At 39.6% G+C, this 22,177-nt stretch carries 22 protein-coding genes, 2 tRNA genes and 1 pseudogene; 11 read left to right on the forward strand and 14 right to left on the reverse strand.

Annotated features, from left to right (window positions below):
• Window positions 1–52 precede the first annotated feature (52 nt).
• From A9J31_RS00455 to lpxO, 3 genes are all read right to left on the reverse strand, one after another.
• Window positions 53–463, reverse strand: coding sequence for a PH domain-containing protein (locus tag A9J31_RS00455; RefSeq protein WP_067761421.1), 411 nt, complete (start codon window positions 461–463; stop codon window positions 53–55).
• A 135-nt stretch (window positions 464–598) separates the two neighbouring features.
• Window positions 599–1,669: a protoglobin domain-containing protein gene (locus A9J31_RS00460; RefSeq protein ID WP_067761424.1), complete on the reverse strand. Its 1,071-nt coding sequence runs from the start codon at window positions 1,667–1,669 to the stop codon at window positions 599–601.
• 352 nt (window positions 1,670–2,021) lie between these two features.
• Complete coding sequence (gene lpxO / locus A9J31_RS00470) at window positions 2,022–2,936, reverse strand: lipid A hydroxylase LpxO (protein ID WP_067761430.1); 915 nt, start codon at window positions 2,934–2,936, stop codon at window positions 2,022–2,024.
• A gap of 470 nt (window positions 2,937–3,406) precedes the next feature.
• Between lpxO and fadB the strand changes: the two genes are divergently transcribed.
• The 3 genes from fadB to A9J31_RS00485 all read left to right on the forward strand — a co-directional run bounded on the left by fadB (window position 3,407) and on the right by A9J31_RS00485 (window position 7,834).
• On the forward strand, window positions 3,407–5,560 hold the full coding sequence (gene fadB / locus A9J31_RS00475; RefSeq protein WP_067761433.1) for a fatty acid oxidation complex subunit alpha FadB: 2,154 nt from the start codon (window positions 3,407–3,409) through the stop codon (window positions 5,558–5,560).
• A 12-nt stretch (window positions 5,561–5,572) separates the two neighbouring features.
• A complete protein-coding gene (fadA, locus tag A9J31_RS00480) occupies window positions 5,573–6,745 on the forward strand; it encodes an acetyl-CoA C-acyltransferase FadA (RefSeq protein WP_067761436.1) in 1,173 nt (390 codons plus the stop codon).
• Window positions 6,746–7,114: 369 nt separating this feature from the next.
• Window positions 7,115–7,834 carry a YidX family protein gene (locus tag A9J31_RS00485; protein WP_067761439.1) on the forward strand — a complete coding sequence of 240 codons (720 nt, stop codon included), beginning with the start codon at window positions 7,115–7,117 and terminating at the stop codon, window positions 7,832–7,834.
• 147 nt (window positions 7,835–7,981) lie between these two features.
• Here the strand turns inward: A9J31_RS00485 and tehB are convergent, their stop codons facing one another.
• Window positions 7,982–8,845, reverse strand: a complete 864-nt coding sequence (gene tehB / locus A9J31_RS00490; RefSeq protein ID WP_067761442.1) for an SAM-dependent methyltransferase TehB — start codon at window positions 8,843–8,845, stop codon at window positions 7,982–7,984.
• A gap of 279 nt (window positions 8,846–9,124) precedes the next feature.
• Here tehB and A9J31_RS00495 point away from each other — a divergent pair, with 279 nt between their 5' ends.
• On the forward strand, window positions 9,125–9,745 hold the full coding sequence (locus A9J31_RS00495) for a hypothetical protein (RefSeq protein WP_067761445.1): 621 nt from the start codon (window positions 9,125–9,127) through the stop codon (window positions 9,743–9,745).
• A gap of 67 nt (window positions 9,746–9,812) precedes the next feature.
• On the opposite strand, the gene A9J31_RS00500 is transcribed toward A9J31_RS00495, so the two are convergent.
• The 10 genes and pseudogenes from A9J31_RS00500 to A9J31_RS00545 form a co-directional block, all read right to left on the reverse strand.
• Window positions 9,813–11,159, reverse strand: coding sequence for a GGDEF domain-containing protein (locus A9J31_RS00500; protein WP_067761448.1), 1,347 nt, complete (start codon window positions 11,157–11,159; stop codon window positions 9,813–9,815).
• Window positions 11,160–11,544: 385 nt separating this feature from the next.
• A pseudogene (locus A9J31_RS00505) lies at window positions 11,545–11,822 on the reverse strand (hypothetical protein).
• Window positions 11,823–11,903: 81 nt separating this feature from the next.
• A complete protein-coding gene (locus A9J31_RS00510; RefSeq protein WP_067761451.1) occupies window positions 11,904–12,653 on the reverse strand; it encodes a hypothetical protein in 750 nt (249 codons plus the stop codon).
• Window positions 12,654–12,838: 185 nt separating this feature from the next.
• Window positions 12,839–13,351, reverse strand: a complete 513-nt coding sequence (locus A9J31_RS00515) for a hypothetical protein (RefSeq protein WP_245668187.1) — start codon at window positions 13,349–13,351, stop codon at window positions 12,839–12,841.
• A gap of 238 nt (window positions 13,352–13,589) precedes the next feature.
• Complete coding sequence (locus A9J31_RS00520; RefSeq protein WP_067761455.1) at window positions 13,590–14,333, reverse strand: class I SAM-dependent methyltransferase; 744 nt, start codon at window positions 14,331–14,333, stop codon at window positions 13,590–13,592.
• Window positions 14,334–14,433: 100 nt separating this feature from the next.
• A complete protein-coding gene (locus A9J31_RS00525) occupies window positions 14,434–15,135 on the reverse strand; it encodes a hypothetical protein (protein ID WP_150922972.1) in 702 nt (233 codons plus the stop codon).
• 17 nt (window positions 15,136–15,152) lie between these two features.
• The gene (locus A9J31_RS00530; RefSeq protein ID WP_067761461.1) at window positions 15,153–15,608 is read right to left on the reverse strand and encodes a hypothetical protein; all 456 of its coding nucleotides are present in this window, start codon (window positions 15,606–15,608) and stop codon (window positions 15,153–15,155) included.
• 146 nt (window positions 15,609–15,754) lie between these two features.
• Window positions 15,755–15,830, reverse strand: a tRNA-Phe gene (locus A9J31_RS00535).
• Between the two features lie 136 nt (window positions 15,831–15,966).
• A tRNA-Phe gene (locus A9J31_RS00540) sits at window positions 15,967–16,042 on the reverse strand.
• Between the two features lie 142 nt (window positions 16,043–16,184).
• Window positions 16,185–16,574, reverse strand: coding sequence for a GNAT family N-acetyltransferase (locus A9J31_RS00545; RefSeq protein ID WP_067761464.1), 390 nt, complete (start codon window positions 16,572–16,574; stop codon window positions 16,185–16,187).
• 97 nt (window positions 16,575–16,671) lie between these two features.
• Between A9J31_RS00545 and hisB the strand changes: the two genes are divergently transcribed.
• The 7 genes from hisB (at window position 16,672) to hisA (ending at window position 22,152) form a co-directional block, all read left to right on the forward strand.
• On the forward strand, window positions 16,672–17,265 hold the full coding sequence (hisB, locus tag A9J31_RS00550) for an imidazoleglycerol-phosphate dehydratase HisB (RefSeq protein ID WP_067761467.1): 594 nt from the start codon (window positions 16,672–16,674) through the stop codon (window positions 17,263–17,265).
• Window positions 17,265–17,882, forward strand: coding sequence for an imidazole glycerol phosphate synthase subunit HisH (gene hisH, locus A9J31_RS00555; RefSeq protein WP_067761470.1), 618 nt, complete (start codon window positions 17,265–17,267; stop codon window positions 17,880–17,882). The genes hisB and hisH overlap by 1 nt, the downstream gene beginning before the upstream one ends.
• Window positions 17,883–18,013: 131 nt before the next feature.
• The gene (locus A9J31_RS00560) at window positions 18,014–18,520 is read left to right on the forward strand and encodes a DUF805 domain-containing protein (RefSeq protein ID WP_067761474.1); all 507 of its coding nucleotides are present in this window, start codon (window positions 18,014–18,016) and stop codon (window positions 18,518–18,520) included.
• Between the two features lie 218 nt (window positions 18,521–18,738).
• A complete protein-coding gene (locus tag A9J31_RS00565; protein ID WP_067761477.1) occupies window positions 18,739–19,212 on the forward strand; it encodes a DUF805 domain-containing protein in 474 nt (157 codons plus the stop codon).
• Between the two features lie 154 nt (window positions 19,213–19,366).
• Complete coding sequence (locus A9J31_RS00570; protein WP_067761480.1) at window positions 19,367–20,038, forward strand: 3'-5' exonuclease; 672 nt, start codon at window positions 19,367–19,369, stop codon at window positions 20,036–20,038.
• A 428-nt stretch (window positions 20,039–20,466) separates the two neighbouring features.
• Window positions 20,467–21,231: a hypothetical protein gene (locus A9J31_RS00575; protein WP_067761483.1), complete on the forward strand. Its 765-nt coding sequence runs from the start codon at window positions 20,467–20,469 to the stop codon at window positions 21,229–21,231.
• A 189-nt stretch (window positions 21,232–21,420) separates the two neighbouring features.
• On the forward strand, window positions 21,421–22,152 hold the full coding sequence (hisA, locus tag A9J31_RS00580; protein ID WP_067761486.1) for a 1-(5-phosphoribosyl)-5-[(5-phosphoribosylamino)methylideneamino]imidazole-4-carboxamide isomerase: 732 nt from the start codon (window positions 21,421–21,423) through the stop codon (window positions 22,150–22,152).
• Window positions 22,153–22,177: the final 25 nt, after the last annotated feature.

Consider the following 22,177-nt stretch of genomic DNA (forward strand, 5'->3'; position numbering starts at 1 on the left):
TCACTTGTCTTTAAAAGGCATGCTCACATGTCTTTATTCTGCATTCTTATATTTATTGGATTGGAACACCAATCGCTTTAGCAAAAGCTTGCGGATCTTTTGGTGAAACCATGACAAATTTGGTTTTGCCATCTTGTACATATTCAATTTTTAAACGTTTAATGGAAAGCGCAGGTGCTGCCGATAAATCCTGACTTGGGCTAATTCGCTGGATATTCTGTAATGGAATCTGCCAACCTACAAACATACTGCGAATATTCAGCTGTTCCGCAGAAATCTGATAACGCGTATTGAAGGGCCACCAAAGCAGTAGCACCGTCAAAATATACACTGCGCTATGCATAGGATATTGCTGCATCGTGCCTTTAGCTTGCATGGTGAGTAATAACTGGATGAGTAAACCACTCATACAAATAATAAATGCGACTACCCACCAATCTTTTTTAGAATGAAATACTTGCATCTTACCCCCTCATAAGCTGCTTTTATTCTATACAAGATTTAGCCAAGCGCATGGATGCGAGAGAATATTTTTTCACTCATTCCGCATTGATTAAAGCATCATTTTTCCAGTATAGCGTTAAGAGCCTGTGGCTGCTTATGACACCTCACCTTGACTGGCTTTGTATTGCTTCTTGACCAAATACATTTCGGCATCTGCCTGTTGCACCAACGTCATGGCATCAATATAGCCACTAATATGATCCGTCTGGCGCACACCAATACTCAAACTCAAGCCACTTTCCATTTCTTCCACGGTTTCAAGTAATCGCGGAATAAAACTACTTTGCACATGCAGTTCAGTACACCCCGGTAACACCAAACAAAATTCGTCCCCACCATAGCGAAAACAATGATCATCTAACCGCGCGACTGACTTAATCGCCTCAGCGACCGTTTGTAAAACTTGATCGCCTTTAGGGTGCCCTTGCTCATCATTAATTTTCTTAAAATCATTGATGTCGATAAACACTACAGTAACTGGATCTAGATTTCGCTGTGCGGTATATAAAATACTGGTGAGCATGGAAGATAGATGTCGAACATTCAGTAATCCTGTCAACGGATCACGTTGAGAAAGCTCCTCCATTTCTTGTGCACGGAACTCAAGTGTATGCGCATATTGTTCCATTTTTTCACGTGAAACCTTCACCTCACTAATTAGACTCCAGACATAGGTTTCAACCACCAATGTGGTATCGAACATGAATAGTTTTTCTAAGGTATTCACAATGCCATGGCACTGTTCCACATCATTAAAAGTGCGTCGTATCAAACTAAACAGCATAGTTTTTAAAGTATGTACAGCCGACAAATACAGCTTAGGCTCAACTCCAATGCGTTTATGCACCAAGCCAATGCGTAAGCGGTTATTCACATAAGCACTGTCATAACGCCCAGAAAATAAATCCAATAAATATTGATGCTGCGCGCGTTGCAGTCGCTTTAAGGTATCTAAATCACCAATCAACGTGGCAATTTCAGGAATTGAGGTCTGATTTTCATAAAATTCATCGACCATGGTGTCTAAAATGGGCGCGACAATGCCACCAATTGAAGCCAGTGCTGCGAGTTCCTGATCCGTCAATCCGAGTAATTGTTTACGCCGTTCAATATCCTGCATCGAAATATGCATTTGATGCATTAAGGTCTGATTTGTCGCTTTCATCTTAGATTACCCTATCCCCAAACCAGAGTATGCTCATCATATGAGGGTCAATGACCATATGTGATGTATAGACAAATACTGCATCTTTATTGAAAAATTCTGCTCTATTTGTCATCAAGCGATATTGTGGTTGTTCTTTAAATTTTGACCGAACTGTATTGTTTTCCTTGAAGTCGCAATGCATCTCCGAATAGTAAAACGCGACAATACGCCTATGTCCTTAGCACGCTGTTCTAGCTCTCATTAAACATTTTATTTTTTTTATTCTGCATTCACGATAACCGATATTTTGCATGCTGTCAGCATAAAAAAACGCCCCTAAGGGCGCATTTTTTAAATATTTATTACACTTTTAAAATAAATATGGGCGAACAAAAATAAGGAAGAAAATACTTAGCATCAAGAACCATTTTAGGAAATAGTACATTGAGCGATTGGTTTTTTTCAGTGCTTTGGCTTTAATTCGAAGCTGATAGACATAGCCAAAGACCTTGTTTAAGCCACCCGTTTGATCACCACTTTCATTAGGTGAACTCGCCGCAGTCATCACATTTTTACCAAACCAATGATTAAAACGTTCCATCCATTTAGATGTTAAAGGGCGCTCTACATCGGCAAAGAAAATAATACGATTTTCTTCAGTTTTATTTTCTGCATAGTGAATATAAGTCTCATCAAATACCACACTTTCACCATCACGCCATGAGTAACGTTGTCCATCGACATCAATAAAACAGCGATCATCATTCGGCGTTAATAGCCCCAAATGATAACGTAATGAACCCGCATAAGGGTCACGATGGCGAACCAAACGACTATCGGGCGCCAACTCAGTAAACATTGCCGCTTTAATCGAAGGTAATGTTTTGAGTAAAGCCGTGGTTTTCGGGCAAAGCTCCGCCGCTGATGGATGTGCGGAGTCATACCACTTTAAATAAAATCGCTTCCACCCCGTCTTAAAAAATGAGTTAAAGCCTAAATCATCATAACTGCTTGAAGCTTTAATCCCACCCTGTTCATACAATGCTTTCGCTTCATCACGAATCATTTCCCAATGTTCATCCAACACTTTTAAATCTTTAAAGTGTTGTGTTTCGATATAAGGTTGATTGGGTACTTTGGAAAACATGTACATCAGAAAATTAATCGGTGCGAGTAGCGTCGAGTGATCAAAGAACTGACGATAAAAGGAATGACGAACCTTACCGCGCTGCTGAATATAAAAAGCAGAAATGACAAAGACCGCCAGGATAATCCACTTAATCATACAAGGACCTGGAGCGTTGAAGCAAAATGCTTAAATCAAGAAAAGAATTTTAAAAACCAGGACATTGTAACATAGCGATTATTTTCGCTTAAATATGCGCCATAGAACACTGTGTTGCACAAAGTCATACCTTGAAACAACTGAGCGATTGACCATTCTGCCAAAAATTATCCTTGCATTTTCTTGATTTTTAGCTGATTTACCCAATATAAAAAATAGTTTTCGAAATAAAATGTGAATTGAAACATAAGCTTCAGCACATTTTATTAGAACGCGCACTAAAAAGACTTATAACAATCAGTTTTCAAAACGAAAAATTGATGACCCTAGCGTCACGGCTTGATACAACTTGTTATATTCTTTTTGGATATAGTTATCGTAAGATTAGCGAGGCAAAAAGTGTACGCAGGAAGCGCGTACTCGCTTCACAACATCAACTTAGAAGTCCTCCAAAATAAAGGAGATCAGGCATGATCCACGCTGGCAATGCCATTACCGTCCAAATGCTTTCGGACGGAATTGCAGAATTCCGCTTTGACTTACAAGGTGAGTCGGTCAACAAATTTAACCGCGCAACCATTGAAGATTTTAAAGCTGCGATTGACGCTGTTAAAGCAAACGGTGATATCAAAGGTTTAATCGTAACTTCAGGTAAATCTACATTTATCGTTGGTGCAGACATCACTGAATTTGGTGCGAACTTCGCTCAAGGCGAACAAGCGATTGTGGATTGGGCATTGCCTGTTCACGACATCTTCAATGCGTTTGAAGATTTAAACGTTCCTAAGGTTGCTGCAATCAATGGTATGGCATTGGGCGGCGGTTTTGAAATGTGTTTAGTGTGTGACTATCGTGTGATGTCAGAAGCTGCACAAGTTGGCCTTCCAGAAATCAAACTTGGTATCTACCCAGGTTTTGGTGGTACGGTTCGTTTAAGCCGCGTGATTGGTATCGACAATGCGGTTGAATGGATGGCAATGGCTAATCCAAAGAAACCTGCTGCTGCGCTCAAAGACGGTGCAGTTGATGCGGTTGTTACTGCAGACAAACTACAAGACGCTGCAATTGACCTTGTGAAACAAGCAATTGCTGGCCGTCTAGACTGGAAAGCAAAACGCCAAGAAAAATTGGATCCTGTTAAATTGAACATGCTTGAACAAATGATGGCATTCAATACAGCGAAAGGTGCAGTTCTTGCTAAAGCAAACCCGGCGCAATACCCTGCACCAAAACTTCTTCTAGACTCATTACAAGCAGGTGCAAGCCTTCCACGTGATGAAGCATTGAAAATCGAAGCGCAAGGTTTTGCTAAAGCTGCGGTAACTCCACAAGCTGGTGCGTTAATTGGTTTATTCCTTAACGACCAAATTGTGAAGAAAACTTCGAAGAAATATGAAAAAGGTGCTCACCCTGTCAACCAAGCCGCTGTACTAGGCGCGGGTATCATGGGTGGTGGTATTGCTTACCAAGCGGCAAGCAAAGGCACACCAATCATCATGAAAGACATTGGTAACCCACAACTTGCTTTAGGTATGAAAGAAGCCAATGGCTTACTGACCAAACAAGTTGACCGTAAGAAAATGAAGCCTGCTCAAATGGGTGAAACTCTTGCGCGCATCCGTCCGACTTTAAGCTATGACGAGTTTAAAGAAGTGGACATCGTGATTGAAGCAGTAACAGAGAACCCGAAAGTAAAAGGTATCGTACTTGCTGAAACTGAGAAGAACGTTCGTGACAACACGATCATTGCTTCAAACACTTCAACAATTTCAATCACACGTTTGGCTGAAAACCTACAACGTCCTGAAAACTTTGTCGGTATGCACTTCTTTAACCCAGTTCACATGATGCCATTGGTTGAAGTGATCCGTGGTGAGAAAACATCTGCTGAGGCAATCGCAACGACTGTGGTTCTTGCTCAGAAAATGGGTAAAACGCCAATCGTGGTAAATGACTGCCCGGGCTTCCTTGTAAACCGCGTACTGTTCCCTTACTTCGGTGCATTTGACCTTCTACTGAAAGACGGTGCTGACTTCCAGCAAGTTGATAAAGTGATGGAAAAATTCGGCTGGCCTATGGGTCCTGCTTACCTCATCGACGTTGTGGGTATCGACACAGGCGTACACGGTGCAGAAGTTATGGCGGAAGGTTTCCCTGACCGCATGAAGCCAGACTATAAAGGCGCAACTTTAACCATGTACGAAAACAAACGTCTTGGTCAAAAGAATGACGTTGGTTTCTACAAATACGAACTTGACCGTAAAGGTAAGAAAGCCAAAGTGGTTGACCCAACGGCTTATGAACTTATTGCATCTGTTGCAACTGCGGAAAAACGTGAATTTGATGCGCAAGAAATCATTGACCGTATGATGCTGACGTTCTGTAACGAAACTGTTCGTTGCCTAGAAGACAACATCGTAGCGACTGCTGCTGAAGCAGATATGGCGATGATCATGGGTGTAGGTTTCCCTCCATTCCGTGGTGGTCCATGCCGTTACATCGACCAAACAGGTGTCGCTGAATACGTAGCGCTTTGCGACAAATATGCGTATTTAGGTAAGGCTTATGAAGCGCCACAAATGTTGCGTGACATGGCTGCAAACAATAAAAAATTCTACGGTTAAGGAGCAACGTGAATGGCTACTTTAAATCCACGTGACGTTGTCATCGTTGATGGCGTACGTTCAGCAATGGGTAAAACCAAAAATGGTATGTTCCGTAACGTCCGTGCTGACAGCTTATCTGCTGAATTAGTACGTGCGCTTGTTGCTCGTAACCAGTTTGATACCAATGAAGTTGAAGACGTAATCTGGGGCTGTGTAAACCAAACCCTAGAGCAAGGTATGAACATTGGTCGTAACATTGCATTGTTAGCAGACTTACCACGTACTGTTGCAGGTCAAACAGTGAACCGTCTTTGTGGTTCTTCTATGCAAGCAATCCATACAGCGGCTGCGCAAATTGCAACTAACCAAGGTGATGTTTTCATCATCGGTGGTGTAGAGCACATGGGTCACGTTGGCATGATGCACGGCATCGACATCAACCCAGAAGCGTCTAAGCACTATGCTAAAGCATCTAACATGATGGGCTTAACGGCTGAAATGTTAGGTCGTATGAACGGTATTTCACGTGAAGAACAAGATGCGTTTGGTGTTGAATCACACCGCCGTGCTTGGGCTGCAACACAAGAAGGTCGTTTCAAAAATGAAATCGTGGGCGTTGAAGGTCACGATGCAAATGGTTTCAAAATCCTGTGCGATATCGATGAAGTGATTCGTCCTGATGCAAACCTTGAAGCGTTCCAATCGTTACGTCCAGTATTCGATCCGAAAGGCGGTACGGTAACTGCAGCAACATCTTCAGCTTTGTCTGACGGTGCTTCTGCAATGCTGCTAATGTCTGCTGAACGTGCTCAAGCTTTAGGTCTTAAGCCACGTGCTGTAATTCGCTCTATGGCAGTTGCGGGCTGTGACGCTGCGATCATGGGTTATGGTCCTGTACCTGCAACTCAAAAAGCACTTAAACGTGCTGGCTTATCGATTGCTGATATTCAAACGTTTGAATTGAACGAAGCGTTCGCAGCACAAGGTTTGTCTGTTCTTAAAGGCTTAGGCATTTATGACCAACAAGACCGTGTGAACTTGAACGGTGGTGCGATTGCATTGGGTCACCCATTGGGTTGTTCTGGTGCGCGTATTACAACGACTTTGCTGAACGTTATGGAACAGCAAGATACACAAATCGGTCTTGCAACGATGTGTATCGGTTTGGGTCAAGGTATCGCGACAATTATCGAACGTGTTTAATTTTTAATTAAATACTGAGATAAAAGAAACCCCGCTTATTGCGGGGTTTTTTATTTGTTAACTAAACTCGCATGAATAATACTAGAAGCCCCTTCTCCCTCTGAAGTAAGCAGCATGCACCACAAGAGGGTGAGGGGAAATTTTTCATATAAATCCTCTTCCTGAGCGGTATTCTGCGCAAGTCTCCTTAAAAGGAGAGGGAAATTTCATAGTGAAATAAATTTTGTTCAAAAATCTTCAGCAATAAACCGTGCTAAACAAACCTTAAAAACGTCTCAGCATATTTTTAAAGTTAATACGCTAATTCTCGATTTTCAGCGATTTTTGAATTATTGTAAGGCCTAAACCAAAACTTAAATATGCATAACAATGATAAATAAACGACTTCACTACCTCTTAAAGATGAGCTGCCTAAGCACTTTTATTTTTCTTACAGCTTGCGTTACAAATAATCAAATCGGTGAACTCTCCCGTGATCTGTTTCAAAAATACGAAACAAAATATGCATGGAGAACAATCCTTGAAGATGATGTGATCGCATTTGGCAAACCCGCTAAAGCAATACCCAATGAACCAATCGATAGCATCGTAGTCGCAGGCAATAAATACAGCTATTTGATCAATAAAGGCGGTGCTGATTTTATTCAACTGATTAGCCAACTCAATCCACAATATATTCGTCTCCATCGAGAACTAGAATTTAATTCTCCGAGCCCGGACAGCACTAAATTTAGCGGAAGCTTTAAATTTTATTATGCGCCTCCCAATGGAACACTAAGCCCTACGGAAAGAGCATTATTTAACCAATATGGTGTAGCACCATGTGATTGTTCAAAGGCAGAACATCAAGATCATCTGTTTAATTTAGAAATTGCAGGTACGGTTTACCCAAAAGTTGCGAATGCCGCAGATTTAAAGCCCTTAAGCCATCCCTATAAGATCCGTATCCAGCATTACGAAGACCAAAGTGGCTATGTTAAAAAGTCAGGGCAGGAAAAAATGGCAGAATTACCACTATTACCTTTAACACTCACAATCGACATCATTCAATTGCCTCTAAAAGCTTTGGGCTTTATTTATCAGCCTTAAATCAGAGTATGATCATATTCAATTGGTTGAATTTTCTAAGTACACATACAGCCTGACTAACTCAAAAATGGTTCCCATTTTTCCATTATTCAGTAAATGTTGAGTTGATCCCCCAACCCTTCAACTCAACATCCTACAATTCTAGGCTTAAACTTTTTGCGCCAACAAGGTTGCAAAATGCTGTTTAATCCGATTACCCTGCTCATCGACCCGATGCAGCTCACCGACATTTTCATTGTATTTCACAATATTCCAGCCCTCGTATAGCGCACTTAACTCGCCTGCTTTAAACGTAAAAGGAAAGTCAGGCTGTGCCGGAATATCCGACGTGTCCATCGCGCAAACAATCAGGTTATAGCCATTAATATTCGTGGCTTTTTGCATCTGCTGAATCAGTGGCTTCACTGTCTTGGCTTCTAAAAACATCATCACTACAGTACAGCAGATAAAGTCATATGCACCTGTAATACTTTGGTCTGCATTGAGGTCACGTTGCTGTACATCAATATGCTCAATGCTTTCTGCGGTAATAATCTCATGTAAATTTTGCAAACTAAGTGGATTTACATCCCAAGCATCAACCTGATAGCCCTGCTGATTTAAATATAGGCTGTTACGTCCCTCACCACAACCGACATCCAAAGCACGACCACCTTGCAAATACGGCGCTGCTGCCAAAATTTCTGAGTGCGTTGGGCTGAGTTGATACTTCTTATTAAAATAATCCTGTGGTTGGCAATAAAAACTCAGCTGACATTGCACATCATCACTAACAGAAACAATTTTATGCCACGCCTGAGGTTCAATAAATGGCGGCTGCAGCGCTGGACTAAATACATGTTCGGACAAGACCTTTCCAGCATCATCTAACATGGCAAAATTCACTTCACCCTGAAGCACAGTCAGTTTTGCCCATGTCCCTGCCTTGGTATTGTGCTGACGTTTAAAACCCTCCGGAATGGTCTGCTGAGTCCATATTGGGAGTTCTTTATAACTCATCAATTGATTCATTTTGTTTTAACTCCACAGTTTCATCTTGTTATATAGATCAATAAATAGCGATCAATCTAGCTTCAGCCTAACAAAGTATTCCACCTGATAAGTGTCGAAAAGACAGTTTAATTTGTCACGGCTTGCCTTTGTAGGTTCTCCCGCTGTTATTCGTTTGTAACATTAGTGGATTATTCACACAAATAAGCAGCATGCGTTCTAAGTTGTAACCTACAACGGCAATATAAGGCATAGAATTTACAATGCCTTATTTTAACTAAGTTTTATAGAGTGATGACTATGAACGCAATCAAAACTACTTTAGCAATGGCTTTAGTTGCTGCGACAACTTCTACAATGGCGGCTACAGCTGTTGAACAAAAACCAGCTACTGTAGTTGAAGCTGTAAAAGCACAAGCAGTAGAAACTAAAACTGCTACTGTTGCAGCTGCAAAAGCAACTAAAGATGTTGTTAAAAACCAAGTTGCTGTCGCTGAAAAAGCAACTGAAACAAAAACTTTAACAATCAAAGAAACTACAAAAGCGAAAGCTGTAGATGCTAAAAAAGCTGTTGTAGCAAAAGCTGAAACTGCGAAAGAAGCAACTGTTGCTAAAACAGTAGCAGCTAAAGATGCGACTGTAGCTAAAACAATGGAATCGAAAGAAACTGTTGTAGCAAAAACTGAAGCTGTAAAAGATGCAGCTGTTGCAACTAAAGATGTTGCTGTGGCTAAAACAGTCGCTACGAAAGATGCTGTCGTTGAAAAAACAACTGAAGCAAAAGACGCTGCTGTAGAAAAAACTGAAGCTGTAAAAGCTGAAGCGAAAAAAGACTGCGCAAAAAAATGTGCTGAGAAAAAAGCTGAAGCTGCTAAAGCTGAGAAAAAAGGCTTTTTCTCTTGGTTCAAAAAATCAGCTTAATTTCTGATTTAAAAAAAGATGCCGAAATGGCATCTTTTTTTTGCTTAACTAAATACATTTGTGCAAATTATAAAACTGCTGGAATAATTTTATGCGTCACAAATTGGTTTTTACCTTGTGTTTTCGCTTGATACAAACACGCATCGACTTGCTGTAAAGTACTTGAGTAATTTGATAAATCTAATTGCTTAAAGGTCGTCAGCCCCATACTAAACGTCACTTCCAAACGTGTACGATCCAGCTTATATGGATTTTTTTCGCAGGCATTTAAGATCGACTCACACAAATCTTGTGCTTTGTCTAGATCATAATCCTCAAGCAAAATTAGGAATTCCTCTCCACCCCAGCGACTAATAAAACTATTATAAGGACTACATTTTTTTAAAATTTTAGCTAAATGCACCAACACAGCATCACCCACTTGATGCCCATATTGATCATTTATTTTCTTAAAATTGTCTACATCCAATAAGATGATACAACCATTTTCAAGGCTCTCTTGTGCAACCATTTGTTCTTTAGAGGCATGACGGTTTTTAAGTCCTGTTAATTCATCGCAAAAGCTCACCCGTTGCAGTGCCAAATACAGGCGTCTATTACGTGCATATAACTCACATATAAATAAGAAAATAATGAGATAAATACCCAAAGCTAAACGATAAGAACTGATCCGAGACAACATATGAACTTGGGCATCAGACCAATACTCTCCTGCTAGTGGCATCGCACCATACCATCCACAAATCAGTGTCATTAAGCCGATAAGCAAACAAAATGTTTTCAGTTTATATTTCACTGCGTAGTAGCACATCAGCAGTGGTAGCACCATACATGCATAAAAAATTTGATCATTTGAAATCACGTACTGGATGAGCAATGCCACCACTAAGTACACGTAATCTAAGAGCGGAACGTTTGCCCATTGGTTAAAACCAAAAAGTAAACACACCACAGCTAGACTGGTTGCAAACTGTTCTAGAAAATAATCGACAAAAGCAAAATATTGATTATCCATTTGAAAGCACGCAACAAAGATTAAACTTCCTGCAAATGCACTGACAATACTCGGTACGGTCAACATCATGGTGTGTTTAAAACGATTGGTTTTTAAATGACTGAGTGCCAAATAGATTTTTACAAACACCCAAATTTGTAGTGCTGAAATCGCGCACAATAAAAATTTATCTTCAATGCTTTTGACATGATCGACCACAAGTGCAGCCACAAAAATAGCGCTGAAGCCAAAAACTACAATCAATAAATCATGGCTTAAATGCTTTCGCAGCAAAATTAAACCATAAGCCGCAAATGGGTTTACCACCCAAACAGGGCTGATAAATAATTCATAGGTATAACCAATAGACACCAATGAAACCGCAAAAATGGCGAGCCATAGCAGTACTAAATTTTTCATAGGGTAAAAGTAATCTTCTCTAATTCTGTTTTTAAAATTTGAATTCAAACCCCTTTTTATGTTTGGGTTTTATCAATGCATGTCAGCTCATCTTGTTCTGAGTTATCGCTGAATGTTTTAAAAACGGGTTAAAATTTCCACAGTATTTTAGGTTATTTTTTTCACAATTTTTTCAAATAGATGTATGCAATTTGCAAATTTAACTAACAAATTATGCCTTATGGTCATTGTTTTTATATCAGTTTATCGCTTTTAAGTCTGAATCAAGCACTTATCTTTAAATCAAGTTCATAATCCACCTTATATTAAGCTTATCTAAATTACCGAATTTTCAAGTGAAACATGACTCATTTTTAGTCTTATTTTTAAAATAATAATTTTAAAACTATCTTAGAATTTGAAGTTGCTCCATTAGCCAAGCGATGTATTTTTCTTGATCCATAAAATCGGGAGCACTGCCAGTATCAAGGCTATAAAACTGATGATTGAACTCAATGACAATTTGTTCAGTTAAATACCAATCTTCAATCATACGGAAATATTGACTAAAGAAAAAACGGTTTTTCCCCAATTATTTAAGCTTTCCAAACGGGGATATTGACGGTTAGCGAGAAAATCGTGATAGACCTGCTGTATATCATCAAATACGTATATGCTGCGCATGTAGGTTGACCTCGGGCAATGATGCAAAACGCTGCTTGCTATGACTTTAGCCAACCTATTTGAAAGTTAGATGACAATTCTCTAAAGCTTTTGTTTCAACTCCGTTCTGTTCTTTTGTCGAATCTGATCCATTTGCGTATTCAGTTGCAGCATCTCGCTATAAAGCTGATTAAACTGCTTCAATGGCTCATCTTCATAGAACATAAACAACTTATTTTTCTTTTCCCATTTATGTACTTTGATCACCTTAAAAATTTCATCTGCCTTAGCAAGACTTTGCTTTTCCAAATCAAATAAAGCATGAGATTCATCACTATCACGGCTATCTCTTAAACTTTGGGTCATTTGTTGCCTAAAAATGTTCTTCACGGGTAAATGCTTCGCTTGTTCTAAGGCATTTTCTTCTTGCTGCGTCGTTTTTTGCTCATAAGCATCTACCACAGCATGAACCTGTTGCAACATTTGCTCGGTTTCTTGGTAGTTGTTTTTCTTATCTTTTACCAATCGATCTATGTCGAGGAATTTGTCCCAGTTCAGAGCTTTTAAATCACGAATATATTGATTACGCGCTTCAGCACGTTGCAGCATTTGGCCTAAAATAAAGTCGGACATGACTTTATAATCACCCTTTAAGCGAGCATCTGACAGATCTATCTCAATCGGTTTTTCCCAATTCTGTGCCTGCTGAAATATCTGTTCTGTCTTTTCAAGTAAAACAACTTGATAAGCATCAAATTGAGCGGCTTCTTTTTGTTGGGCTGAATATTGATAAAACATCCAACCAAAAACCAGCACGGTGGCACAAGCTAAAATTATAAAGATACGCGGCATATTCAGCTCCGAATCCCCTTTTGATTATCATAACCAAAAATACAAAAATATGGCGATAAAATAAACAAATCTACTTTTCTCAAAATCAAACGCACCTCCAATGATCATTGCAGCAAACACATAAAAAAGGAAATTCATGGATTAAGCATGAATTTCCTTTTACGTTTTGTAGAATGAAATGAATGTTATGGCGATGTTTTCGGGTTGATATTCAATTGGCGATCAATCGTACCCATGTTTATTTGGTCACGGCTAATTTGTACCGAAGTTGCATTACGATCGATACCAAACGGCTGCAACATAATATACAGACCATTGCGTGGATCGGAAGATTGAAGACCTGCAGCAATATCTAACACGTGTTGCTGCATCAAAGGCGATAAATTGGACATGTCTGGCATTGCTGCGGCAGGTAAAATATCCATGTTCGATACAATCGTTGCATCGACACCTTTATTTTGCGTGTCACGCTCAAGCTCCATGACACGGTGCTGTAATGCTTTACGACGATCGACCTGTTCTTGATATTCAACAATACCAGTTTCAGCACGCATTTCACGCTCTGCCATAATGGTTAAAGCAGGCATTTGTATCGCTTCTTGCTGTTCATCTGTATTCGTTGCAGCAAAAGTAGATGATGCTGAAAGAGTGGCACTAGCAAAAAGCAAAACGGCAACAGATTTTGGGAGAGTCATCATGTTGAATTCCGAGCAAATTGACGAAAAAGTGAAGCACCAAATAGTGCATTTTGAAGTCTATATTGTACAACAAATCATCAATTTTACGTTTTGAAGCCCGACAAACGGCATATTATGCCGTCATGAGTACACGTTTAATTTTGAATTCAAAGTGTTAGTTTTTTTGGAACACATTTTTATCTACATTTTGAATTCAAAATCAAAATACCGAGTATATTTAGCTAGGTTAATTTCAAACTCATTGTTGAGATACGCTGCCAATGCGTAATAGAACTGGAAAATGTAACTGATATTGTTGCTTATTCTGCTGCTGAAAAAAATCGAGCAATGCTGCAAGAGGCTGTTGCTCGGGATGCAGCTTTTGATAATGTTTTAAGCCTGACCATGTTTGTAGATAATTCAATATCTGCTGAGCGGGCCATGCATAATCCAAACTCAATGTCGGCGTTGTATATTCATGAAACGGAAAAGGAATCGTTTGATAGCTTTCATCAATATAGCGACGTTCTGCATCCCAATATCCCTTTAAAGTTTCGAAATACAATTGTTGGAGCAGCTCATTCAATTCTGTTTGTTCCGCTTGAATCAAACCATAACCAATGACTGCAATCACGCCATTAGCTTTAAGTACGCGTTTTACTTCGGTATAAAAACTATCAAAATCAAACCAGTGAATCGCTTGTGCTACCGTCACTAAATCCACGCTTTGGCTTGGCAAAGGACACTCAGCTGCTTGAGCAGCCTCATAATGTACATTGGCTAAATGCGGAGCCTCCGCCAATTGAGCTGCACTTAAATCAGTCGCTAAGATTTGTTGAAAATGGGGAGCCAGTCGTTGGGTAAATTGACCAGAACCTGCCCCACAATCCCAAGCCAGCTCTCGTCTATTTACATATTTTAATATCGTTTCCACGATAGCTGGAGAATAATCCGGCCGAGCACGTTGATATTGTTTGCTATCATCAGAAAAGAGATCTTTCATTTAGAATATTCATTGGTTATTTTTCATCAGTCTAATATAGTTTTTACTGCTTAAAACTTGAACTTAAGTCATAGCATTAAAGTAAAAATGATGTGTGAACTTACTGAATCACGTTCTGAATATAAAAGCTCGTTTGTGCAATGGGTTCCAATTGATCATTCATTTGATAATATTTCACATCATAATGACCGGGCTTCCAACCTGCGACAGGGCTGAAACTTACCCAATTTTTCTCACGCTGAGCACTTACCCGCTGCGGCATAAAAAATAGCACTTCTCCAGTAGTTTGATTGCTCCAGCGTACAAAAACTTGTTCATTACTCGGTGTTTTACCTAATGTATCAAAGTGAGCAAATAGCTGTTGTCCTTTGTAAATATCACGTGGTAATACATTTTCGCCCCCATACTCTTGGTGTGCCATAACCGTGGCTCGTCCACTCATTGGCTCGTCAGGTTTATTTTTAGCATCAACAAACTCACCCACTAAATGCTTTGCAAATTCATGCTTGTTTCGAATGGCCGATAAATCATACCCAGAAAATGCTTGCTGCAAATATTGATCCATTTGCTTTGATGTCGCCTGATCAATGACTGCATTCACTTGAGTCATTTGATTTTTTAGTTGCTGTTGTAATTCAATATTATTTTCAGATTGCACCGGTATATGTTGCTGAAAATTTTGAATAAAGTGATTCCCTGTCTGATCGTTATTACTTTCTATAACGATGGGTTCAGATGCAGTATTGGATGGGGCTATGAAATAACCCAATCCAAAACAGACGAGGCCAATCGCTATTGGCATCAAAAATTTCATCGTTTTTAATTACACGTTATTGTTTCAGTTACATTATTAGCGAGCGTTATTTTCAGACTTCCACTGGTAAATAAAGCCCCCTTATTCAGTTGTTCTTTGGTTAGATTACTACCTGACAACAATCTTAATCCTTCTGAGGTACAAATACCTGTCTGAGTATCATTCGTGAGCTTTAATACACAGCCAGCTGTTGTCACTTTATGGGTATTTGCTATAGGCTCAGCACATACTGCTGTAATCACGTTTGTAGATGGTGTTTTAAGATCACATGCTGAACAATCTTGACTCGCACCACCACACGCATTTGCTGCTTTTTCACTGCGACAAATATATGTCTGAGTACCAAAAGTAAATTCTTTTTCATATGAAGAATTAAAACTGCCACTACTTCCACCACCACATGCCGTTAATACAGCACTTGTCATTACGGTTAAAGCCATTACTATTTTTTTCATATTCATCGTCATACCTTATATTTTTTAAAATTTTTTAGCTATCGGTCAAATTATATTCGGTCGATTGTATTAGTTGCATTGCACAATTGATCAACAAAACTAAATCTGAGACGAAAAAAAACCTCAAACAATGTTTGAGGTTTTTTTGAATATGGTGGCGAGACCCAGGATCGAACTGGGGACACACGGATTTTCAATCCGTTGCTCTACCTACTGAGCTATCACGCCGATGCGGTGTATTAAGCCGTATCTCAGTTAATTAGTCAATCATATTTATAAAAATATTTTTTGTATGCATAAATTTTAGGCAAAAAAAATCCCTGATGGGATCAGGGATTGATAAACTGAAAATCAGTTTTGAATATGGTGGCGAGACCCAGGATCGAACTGGGGACACACGGATTTTCAATCCGTTGCTCTACCTACTGAGCTATCACGCCGATGGGGCGTATTAAACAATTTAAGCTGGATGCCGTCAAGCATAAGCATGGGCTTTTTTCTCAAATGTTTATTTTTAAATCAATATTTCACACTAATCGCTTACTTTTTGTCTTATTTACATTTAAATCTGAGTTAATTTAATTATTCAGCTGCGTCAATTTTACCAATGTGTGCTAAACAACGATGAATCGCGCCACAACCTGGCTCGAAGGTTTTTACACCTTTTTCTTCTTCCATACGTGTCGCTTCACTCACTAGACGTTCTGCAACACCGCGGCCTCGGTTAGCTGGATGTACTACGATATATTCCAAGGTTTTACTTTCACCTTGGCCGCTACACCAAATGGCACCAATCAATTTTGTATTAAATTCTGCAGTGTAAACTAAGGTATACTGAGCTAAGTTCTGCTCAAGTTGTTCAATGGCATCTGAACCGTCGCTAAATTCTGGGCTCGTGTCATACAGTCGCTCAAGCTGGCTGCGCACTTCATCATTTTCTAAAGAAGTATAGGCATGTACGGTAATAGGCATTGATAAACCCTCCTGAGCAATCTAATATGCGGTGACTTTTCGTCACGGCGAAAACATTTTTACATCAATCATTTTGACGTATTTGAGGAACGTGTCTATGACCGATCGTATCAGTGAAGTAGTAAGAAACACTAACGAAACCAAAATTCGAGTTCGCGTGAATCTTGATGGTTCTGGTCAAGGCACTTTAAACACTGGTGTTCCATTTTTAGATCATATGATTGATCAAATCAAGCGACATGGTCTGTTTGATATTGATATTCATTGTGATGGTGATCTTGAAATTGACGACCATCATACCGTAGAAGACTGCGGTATTACACTCGGACAGGCGTTTGCACAAGCACTTGGCAACAAAAAGGGCTTAAAACGCTACGGTCATTTTTATGCACCGCTTGATGAGTCGTTAAGCCGTGTTGTGGTTGACTTATCTGGTCGTCCAGGCCTATGGATGGATATTCCATTTACACGTGCTCGTATTGGTACATTTGACGTTGACTTATTCTCTGAGTTTTTCCAAGGCTTTGTGAACCACGCGTTAATGACGCTACACATTGATAACTTAAAAGGTAAAAACAGCCATCACCAAATTGAAAGTGTGTTTAAAGCATTTGCACGCGCACTTCGTATGGCATGTGAAATTGACCCTCGTGCAGAGAATACTGTCGCTTCAACCAAAGGAACATTGTAATGACCCGTATTGCCCTTCTTGACTATGGCATGGGAAATCTTCACTCAGCTGCAAAAGCACTCGAACACGTCGGTGCAACGGTTGATGTGACCAATGATCCAAAGCTGATTGCTCAAGCAGATAAAATTGTATTTCCTGGTGTAGGCGCAATGCGTGATTGCATGCAAGGGATGCATGAAGCGGGTATTGATGAAGTTGTTCGCAATGCTGCATTCAATAAGCCTGTACTCGCAATCTGTGTGGGTATGCAAGCCTTGATGCAACACTCTGAAGAAAATGGTGGTGCAGATGCACTCGGTATTTTTGAAGGTGTGGTAAAACGTTTTCCTGATGTAGACGGTTTAAAAGTTCCACACATGGGCTGGAACCAAGTACATCAAGCTGATCCAAGCCATCCAATGTGGAAAAACATTGAACAAGATGCACGTTTTTACTTTGTACATAGCTTCTATGTTGAACCGAAAGATCCAGCTATTGTTGCTGCTACCTGTGACTATGGTTTGCAATTCTGTACCGCAATTCACAAGGAAAACTTGTTTGCGACACAATTCCACCCAGAAAAAAGTCATACAGCGGGTCTACAATTGCTGAAAAACTTTGTGGAATGGGATATTTAAAGTTCCGTCCCATCCAAAAAAGCCCGCACCTTGCGGGCTTTTTTGTACTGTTTATTTTTCATCCTTTTATTTTCTACATATTCATTTTAGAATTTGCCTACTTATAAAAATACCAAAGCCTAGGAATAATAATGAATACCTTCACATCTGACTCACCTACCCAAGCCAGTGGTCGCTTTAGCCGTCGCGCTTATCTTGCTTGGAATCTACTCCTCGGCATTATTTTTATGCTGATTGCTGTTGTGGTCGCCCTACTCACTCCCGGCGCTCAAAATAGCCTTACTGAAGGAGCAATGTCGACGCCACTCATGATTATTTTCTTTATCATGTACGCCATTGCGATTTATTACAGCGTCATTTTCTTAATTCGACGTTTACATGACCGTGACCATTCTGGATGGCTTGCCCTACTAATATTAGTCCCTGTGCTGAATATTTTGTTTGCGCTCTATGTATTATTTGCCCCTGGTAATAGCGGTAGCAATACATTTGGACAACCACGCCCGACCAAAGGCTGGGAAACAGTGCTGGCAGTTTTGTATATTGTCGTGTTTGTTATTGGCATACTCGCTGCGATCATGGTTCCGTCTTACCAAGACTATGTGATCCGATCACAACAAGCTACGATTCAAGAATAATCCTTATATGTCGTGTATATCTGCATAAACAGCAACACATATTCTAAGACAAGCTCACTCAGGTGAGCTTTTTTATACTTTGCCTTTATAATCAACGCGCTTTTTATGTTCAGGATAAATCCTGCCATTTTCACATTTTTATGTCGTTTTTAGCTCATTAGTTGTGTCTAAAAATGAATGATAACAATACTTTTTAAGATAATTTAAGATCATTAAATATGAATAATTCACCCAATATAAACTCTGGCTGGAACCGTGACGGTCGGTTTAATCGCATGTCATTTATCGGTTGGAATACCTTTTATGGTCTGATGCTGACGTTAGTCATGCTGGTCATTGTTATTATGATGCCAAATACCATGAATGCCTTAATGGCTTATGCTGAAAATCCGATATTACAAGGCTTTGCACTTGGTTTTAATATTTTACTTTTAATTCCTTTGATGATTTTCTCAGCGCGTCGTTTACATGACTTCAATATGTCGGGCTGGTTTGCGCTTTTACAGCTGATCCCATTGCTCAATATTATTATATTTATTGCAATCATACTCATCCCGGGTACTGCAACTGCCAATCAATATGGCGAGCCACGTGAATCAAAAACATGGGAAGTGGTTTTGGCCTTTTTATTTTTAGGTCTATTCTTCTTAATATTGGTTAACCTACTCTTTACCCTTAAATATTTCTTTTAATTAACCTACTTCATTGATGTAAATATATACCGCTTTGAATCACCTTCAGCGCGGTATAAATGCATTTAGTATGTAAGTTTCACCCACAACAGCTTGATTGCTTTTCAGGTTTAAACTGACTAGGCTCAACAGATAAAATCTTGAACGAATACTCATGAACGATGCTGTACAACCGCAAATTTTGCCATCTAAAGAACAAATTAAAAGCTTTCCACTTTTTCAAAATTTAGCTTTCGAACAAATTCATGTAATTCACTGCTTAGAACAGTGTCTAACTTGGGCAGAACAACTAAATACAGCAGCCGTACTGGGTTTTGATTCTGAGTCAAAACCAATCTTCAATAAAGGCGAGGTTTCAACAGGGCCTCATTTAATTCAATTGGCAACTGCACAGTATGCGTGGCTATTTCAAATGAATGAAGAAACATGGACATTTTTAAAACCGATTTTTAGTAATCGCGATCAAATCAAAGTTGGCTTTGGCTTAAAAAATGATGCACATTTATTTCGTAAAAAAAGTGTTGAGCTTAATAGTGTCTTAGAACTTTCTAAGTGCTTTACATCTTTTGGTTTAACCCAGCCTGTAGGTTTAAAAAATGCCATGGCGTTGCTTTTTGCGGTCAATTTTCCGAAGTCTAAATCAGTCAGCACTTCTAATTGGGCCAAAAAACGCTTAAGCCCAGAACAAATTCGTTATGCAGCAGCAGATGCCTATGCACCAGTACTGGTATTCGAAGAATTATTACAACGTGGACTCTTGCCTAAAACCATTCCAAATACCTCTTTAAAGCTACGTATTAGACCCAACAAATCAAATAAACCATAATAAAAATAAGGATTTATTGCACCCACCAAATGTAATTGCCCTGTAACGGCAATTTGCACCAGCTTATTGCACTCACACTAATCTGAACTCAGTCGAGTTTTATTCTGCAATGCCGTATTTACGTTGTATTCGGACCAAGACAATTATATTTTGCTTTGCCATGAATCATGTATGGGTTAATAAAAATGTCCGCATGCACCATTTAAGTACAATTATATGATTGATTTTTATTAAATAAATTACATTAATATACACTTGTATTTAAATTCACATAATCTCTTGATCGCATTGAATTTTCCATCCTAATCACATGATTTTTCTTCTACTTTATATATTTTTATAATTTGTTTTCACGCTTCGCATTTTGCTAAAACAAGTCTGCCAAATAGATAACAACATTTTATTTTAAAGACTTGGAGAACCATCACATGCTGAACTTATTTACAGGAAAAATTAGCGGTGTATTAAGCCTGACTTTACAAGGTATTAGCAAAGCTGTCGGTTTAGTTTTAAATACAGTCTTGGATACTGTAGATACCGTTTTAGACACGGTCAGCCACTTAACAGCGCCTATAACTGAAGCACTGATTGAACTGCCAATTATTGGTAGCAGCATTGAAAAAGTCTTAACTATTGAAAACAATTTAGTGAGCACACTCGGTGATGGCCTGCATGCTGTGGCAGATCAATTGGCAACGGGTGACTTAATTGGAGGCGTACAAACAACGCTTAATGGTGTCACTGGCCTTGTGGGACAGACAGTAACAGAAGTCGCGGGCTTAGTAGATCATATTGCTGGTGTTGCAGCACCAATCACAGACAGTCTTGCTGACGTTCCAGTATTAGGAGGAATATTGAATGCTGTCGGCGAAACCACAGAGAATTTGACTGGCTTATTGGCGGAGACAGGCAATTATGTTGCCAGTATTGATCCCACTGAATTATTAACAGGGGTATTAAGTGATCCTTTAGGCAGTGTTGGTGGCGTCGTACACGATGTATCAGGTACCGTAGATGCTTTACTTGACGACCTTGCACCCATTACCTCAGTTGCATCTGAACTTCCAGTAGTCGGTGACATTGTCAATGTTGTAGGCGAAACCTCCACTGCTCTCAATCATGCCTTATATGACGTCGGTTCACTACTTCAATCGCTCAATACAGATTTGTTGCAAACCACAAGCTACACCTAACCGATCAGAAAGAAATATGCGCCTTTTGCGTGAATAAAAATAAAATCAAAGAATAACTTTCCATCCGCCTGACATCGTTCAGGCTTTTTTAATTGTGCAATTCTGATATTAGCCTTTAGTGAATCAGCGTTTATTTGATAAGATTAAGCACAAATTCATTCTTATTTTGATTGAGCAAGGAGCGAAAGCATGCTGATCATCCCTGCAATTGACCTGAAAGATGGCAAATGTGTCCGTTTAAAGCAAGGTCGTATGGAAGACGATACCGTATTTTCTGACGATCCAGTGGCAACTGCACAGCATTGGGTAAATGAAGGCGCGCGTCGCTTACATTTGGTTGACTTAAACGGTGCTTTCGCTGGTACACCAATTCATAAACCTGTAGTTGAAGCCATTGCGAAAGCTCAGCCTGAACTGCCAATTCAAATTGGTGGTGGTATCCGCTCACTCGAAACCATCGAACATTACTTAGATGCTGGCGTATCATTTGTCATCATTGGTACAAAAGCAGTAAAAGAACCTGAGTTTGTCGAAGAAGCATGTAAGAAATTTGCCGGTCATATCATTGTTGGTATCGATGCCATGAATGGCATGGTTGCAACGGATGGTTGGGCAAATGTGACAGATGTGAAAGCAACTGATCTTGCAAAACGTTTTGCCGATGCTGGCGTTTCAAGCATCGTTTATACCGATATTGCACGTGATGGCATGATGCAAGGTGTGAACATTGAACAAACTGTGAATTTGGCTACATATTCAGGTTTACCTGTGATTGCATCAGGTGGCGTAACTAACCTTGATGATGTCCGCAATTTAAAAGGCCAACCGGGTATTTTAGGGGCGATTACAGGTCGTGCAATTTATGAAGGCACATTAAACCTACGTGAAGCGCAAGCTTTGTGGGATGACCAAGCGTTCTAAGCATTGCTTATGTAAAAAAGAGGTC

It is taken from the genome of Acinetobacter gandensis, from assembly GCF_001678755.1.
Lineage (GTDB): Bacteria > Pseudomonadota > Gammaproteobacteria > Pseudomonadales > Moraxellaceae > Acinetobacter > Acinetobacter gandensis.

Coding starts and splice junctions, on each gene's coding strand:
- lpxO (WP_067761430.1), bottom strand. CDS start 2,936: ATGATTAAGTGGATTATCCTGGCGGTCTTTGTCATTTCTGCTTTTTAT.
- A9J31_RS00515 (WP_245668187.1), bottom strand. CDS start 13,351: ATGATGACTCTCCCAAAATCTGTTGCCGTTTTGCTTTTTGCTAGTGCC.
- A9J31_RS00575 (WP_067761483.1), top strand. CDS start 20,467: ATGCTGAACTTATTTACAGGAAAAATTAGCGGTGTATTAAGCCTGACT.
- tehB (WP_067761442.1), bottom strand. CDS start 8,845: ATGAATCAATTGATGAGTTATAAAGAACTCCCAATATGGACTCAGCAG.
- hisB (WP_067761467.1), top strand. CDS start 16,672: ATGACCGATCGTATCAGTGAAGTAGTAAGAAACACTAACGAAACCAAA.
- fadB (WP_067761433.1), top strand. CDS start 3,407: ATGATCCACGCTGGCAATGCCATTACCGTCCAAATGCTTTCGGACGGA.
- A9J31_RS00510 (WP_067761451.1), bottom strand. CDS start 12,653: ATGCCGCGTATCTTTATAATTTTAGCTTGTGCCACCGTGCTGGTTTTT.
- A9J31_RS00530 (WP_067761461.1), bottom strand. CDS start 15,608: ATGAATATGAAAAAAATAGTAATGGCTTTAACCGTAATGACAAGTGCT.
- A9J31_RS00460 (WP_067761424.1), bottom strand. CDS start 1,669: ATGAAAGCGACAAATCAGACCTTAATGCATCAAATGCATATTTCGATG.
- A9J31_RS00485 (WP_067761439.1), top strand. CDS start 7,115: ATGATAAATAAACGACTTCACTACCTCTTAAAGATGAGCTGCCTAAGC.
- A9J31_RS00545 (WP_067761464.1), bottom strand. CDS start 16,574: ATGCCTATTACCGTACATGCCTATACTTCTTTAGAAAATGATGAAGTG.
- A9J31_RS00520 (WP_067761455.1), bottom strand. CDS start 14,333: ATGAAAGATCTCTTTTCTGATGATAGCAAACAATATCAACGTGCTCGG.
- A9J31_RS00500 (WP_067761448.1), bottom strand. CDS start 11,159: ATGAAAAATTTAGTACTGCTATGGCTCGCCATTTTTGCGGTTTCATTG.
- A9J31_RS00565 (WP_067761477.1), top strand. CDS start 18,739: ATGAATAATTCACCCAATATAAACTCTGGCTGGAACCGTGACGGTCGG.
- hisH (WP_067761470.1), top strand. CDS start 17,265: ATGACCCGTATTGCCCTTCTTGACTATGGCATGGGAAATCTTCACTCA.
- fadA (WP_067761436.1), top strand. CDS start 5,573: ATGGCTACTTTAAATCCACGTGACGTTGTCATCGTTGATGGCGTACGT.
- A9J31_RS00525 (WP_150922972.1), bottom strand. CDS start 15,135: ATGCCAATAGCGATTGGCCTCGTCTGTTTTGGATTGGGTTATTTCATA.
- A9J31_RS00560 (WP_067761474.1), top strand. CDS start 18,014: ATGAATACCTTCACATCTGACTCACCTACCCAAGCCAGTGGTCGCTTT.
- A9J31_RS00495 (WP_067761445.1), top strand. CDS start 9,125: ATGAACGCAATCAAAACTACTTTAGCAATGGCTTTAGTTGCTGCGACA.
- A9J31_RS00570 (WP_067761480.1), top strand. CDS start 19,367: ATGAACGATGCTGTACAACCGCAAATTTTGCCATCTAAAGAACAAATT.
- hisA (WP_067761486.1), top strand. CDS start 21,421: ATGCTGATCATCCCTGCAATTGACCTGAAAGATGGCAAATGTGTCCGT.
- A9J31_RS00455 (WP_067761421.1), bottom strand. CDS start 463: ATGCAAGTATTTCATTCTAAAAAAGATTGGTGGGTAGTCGCATTTATT.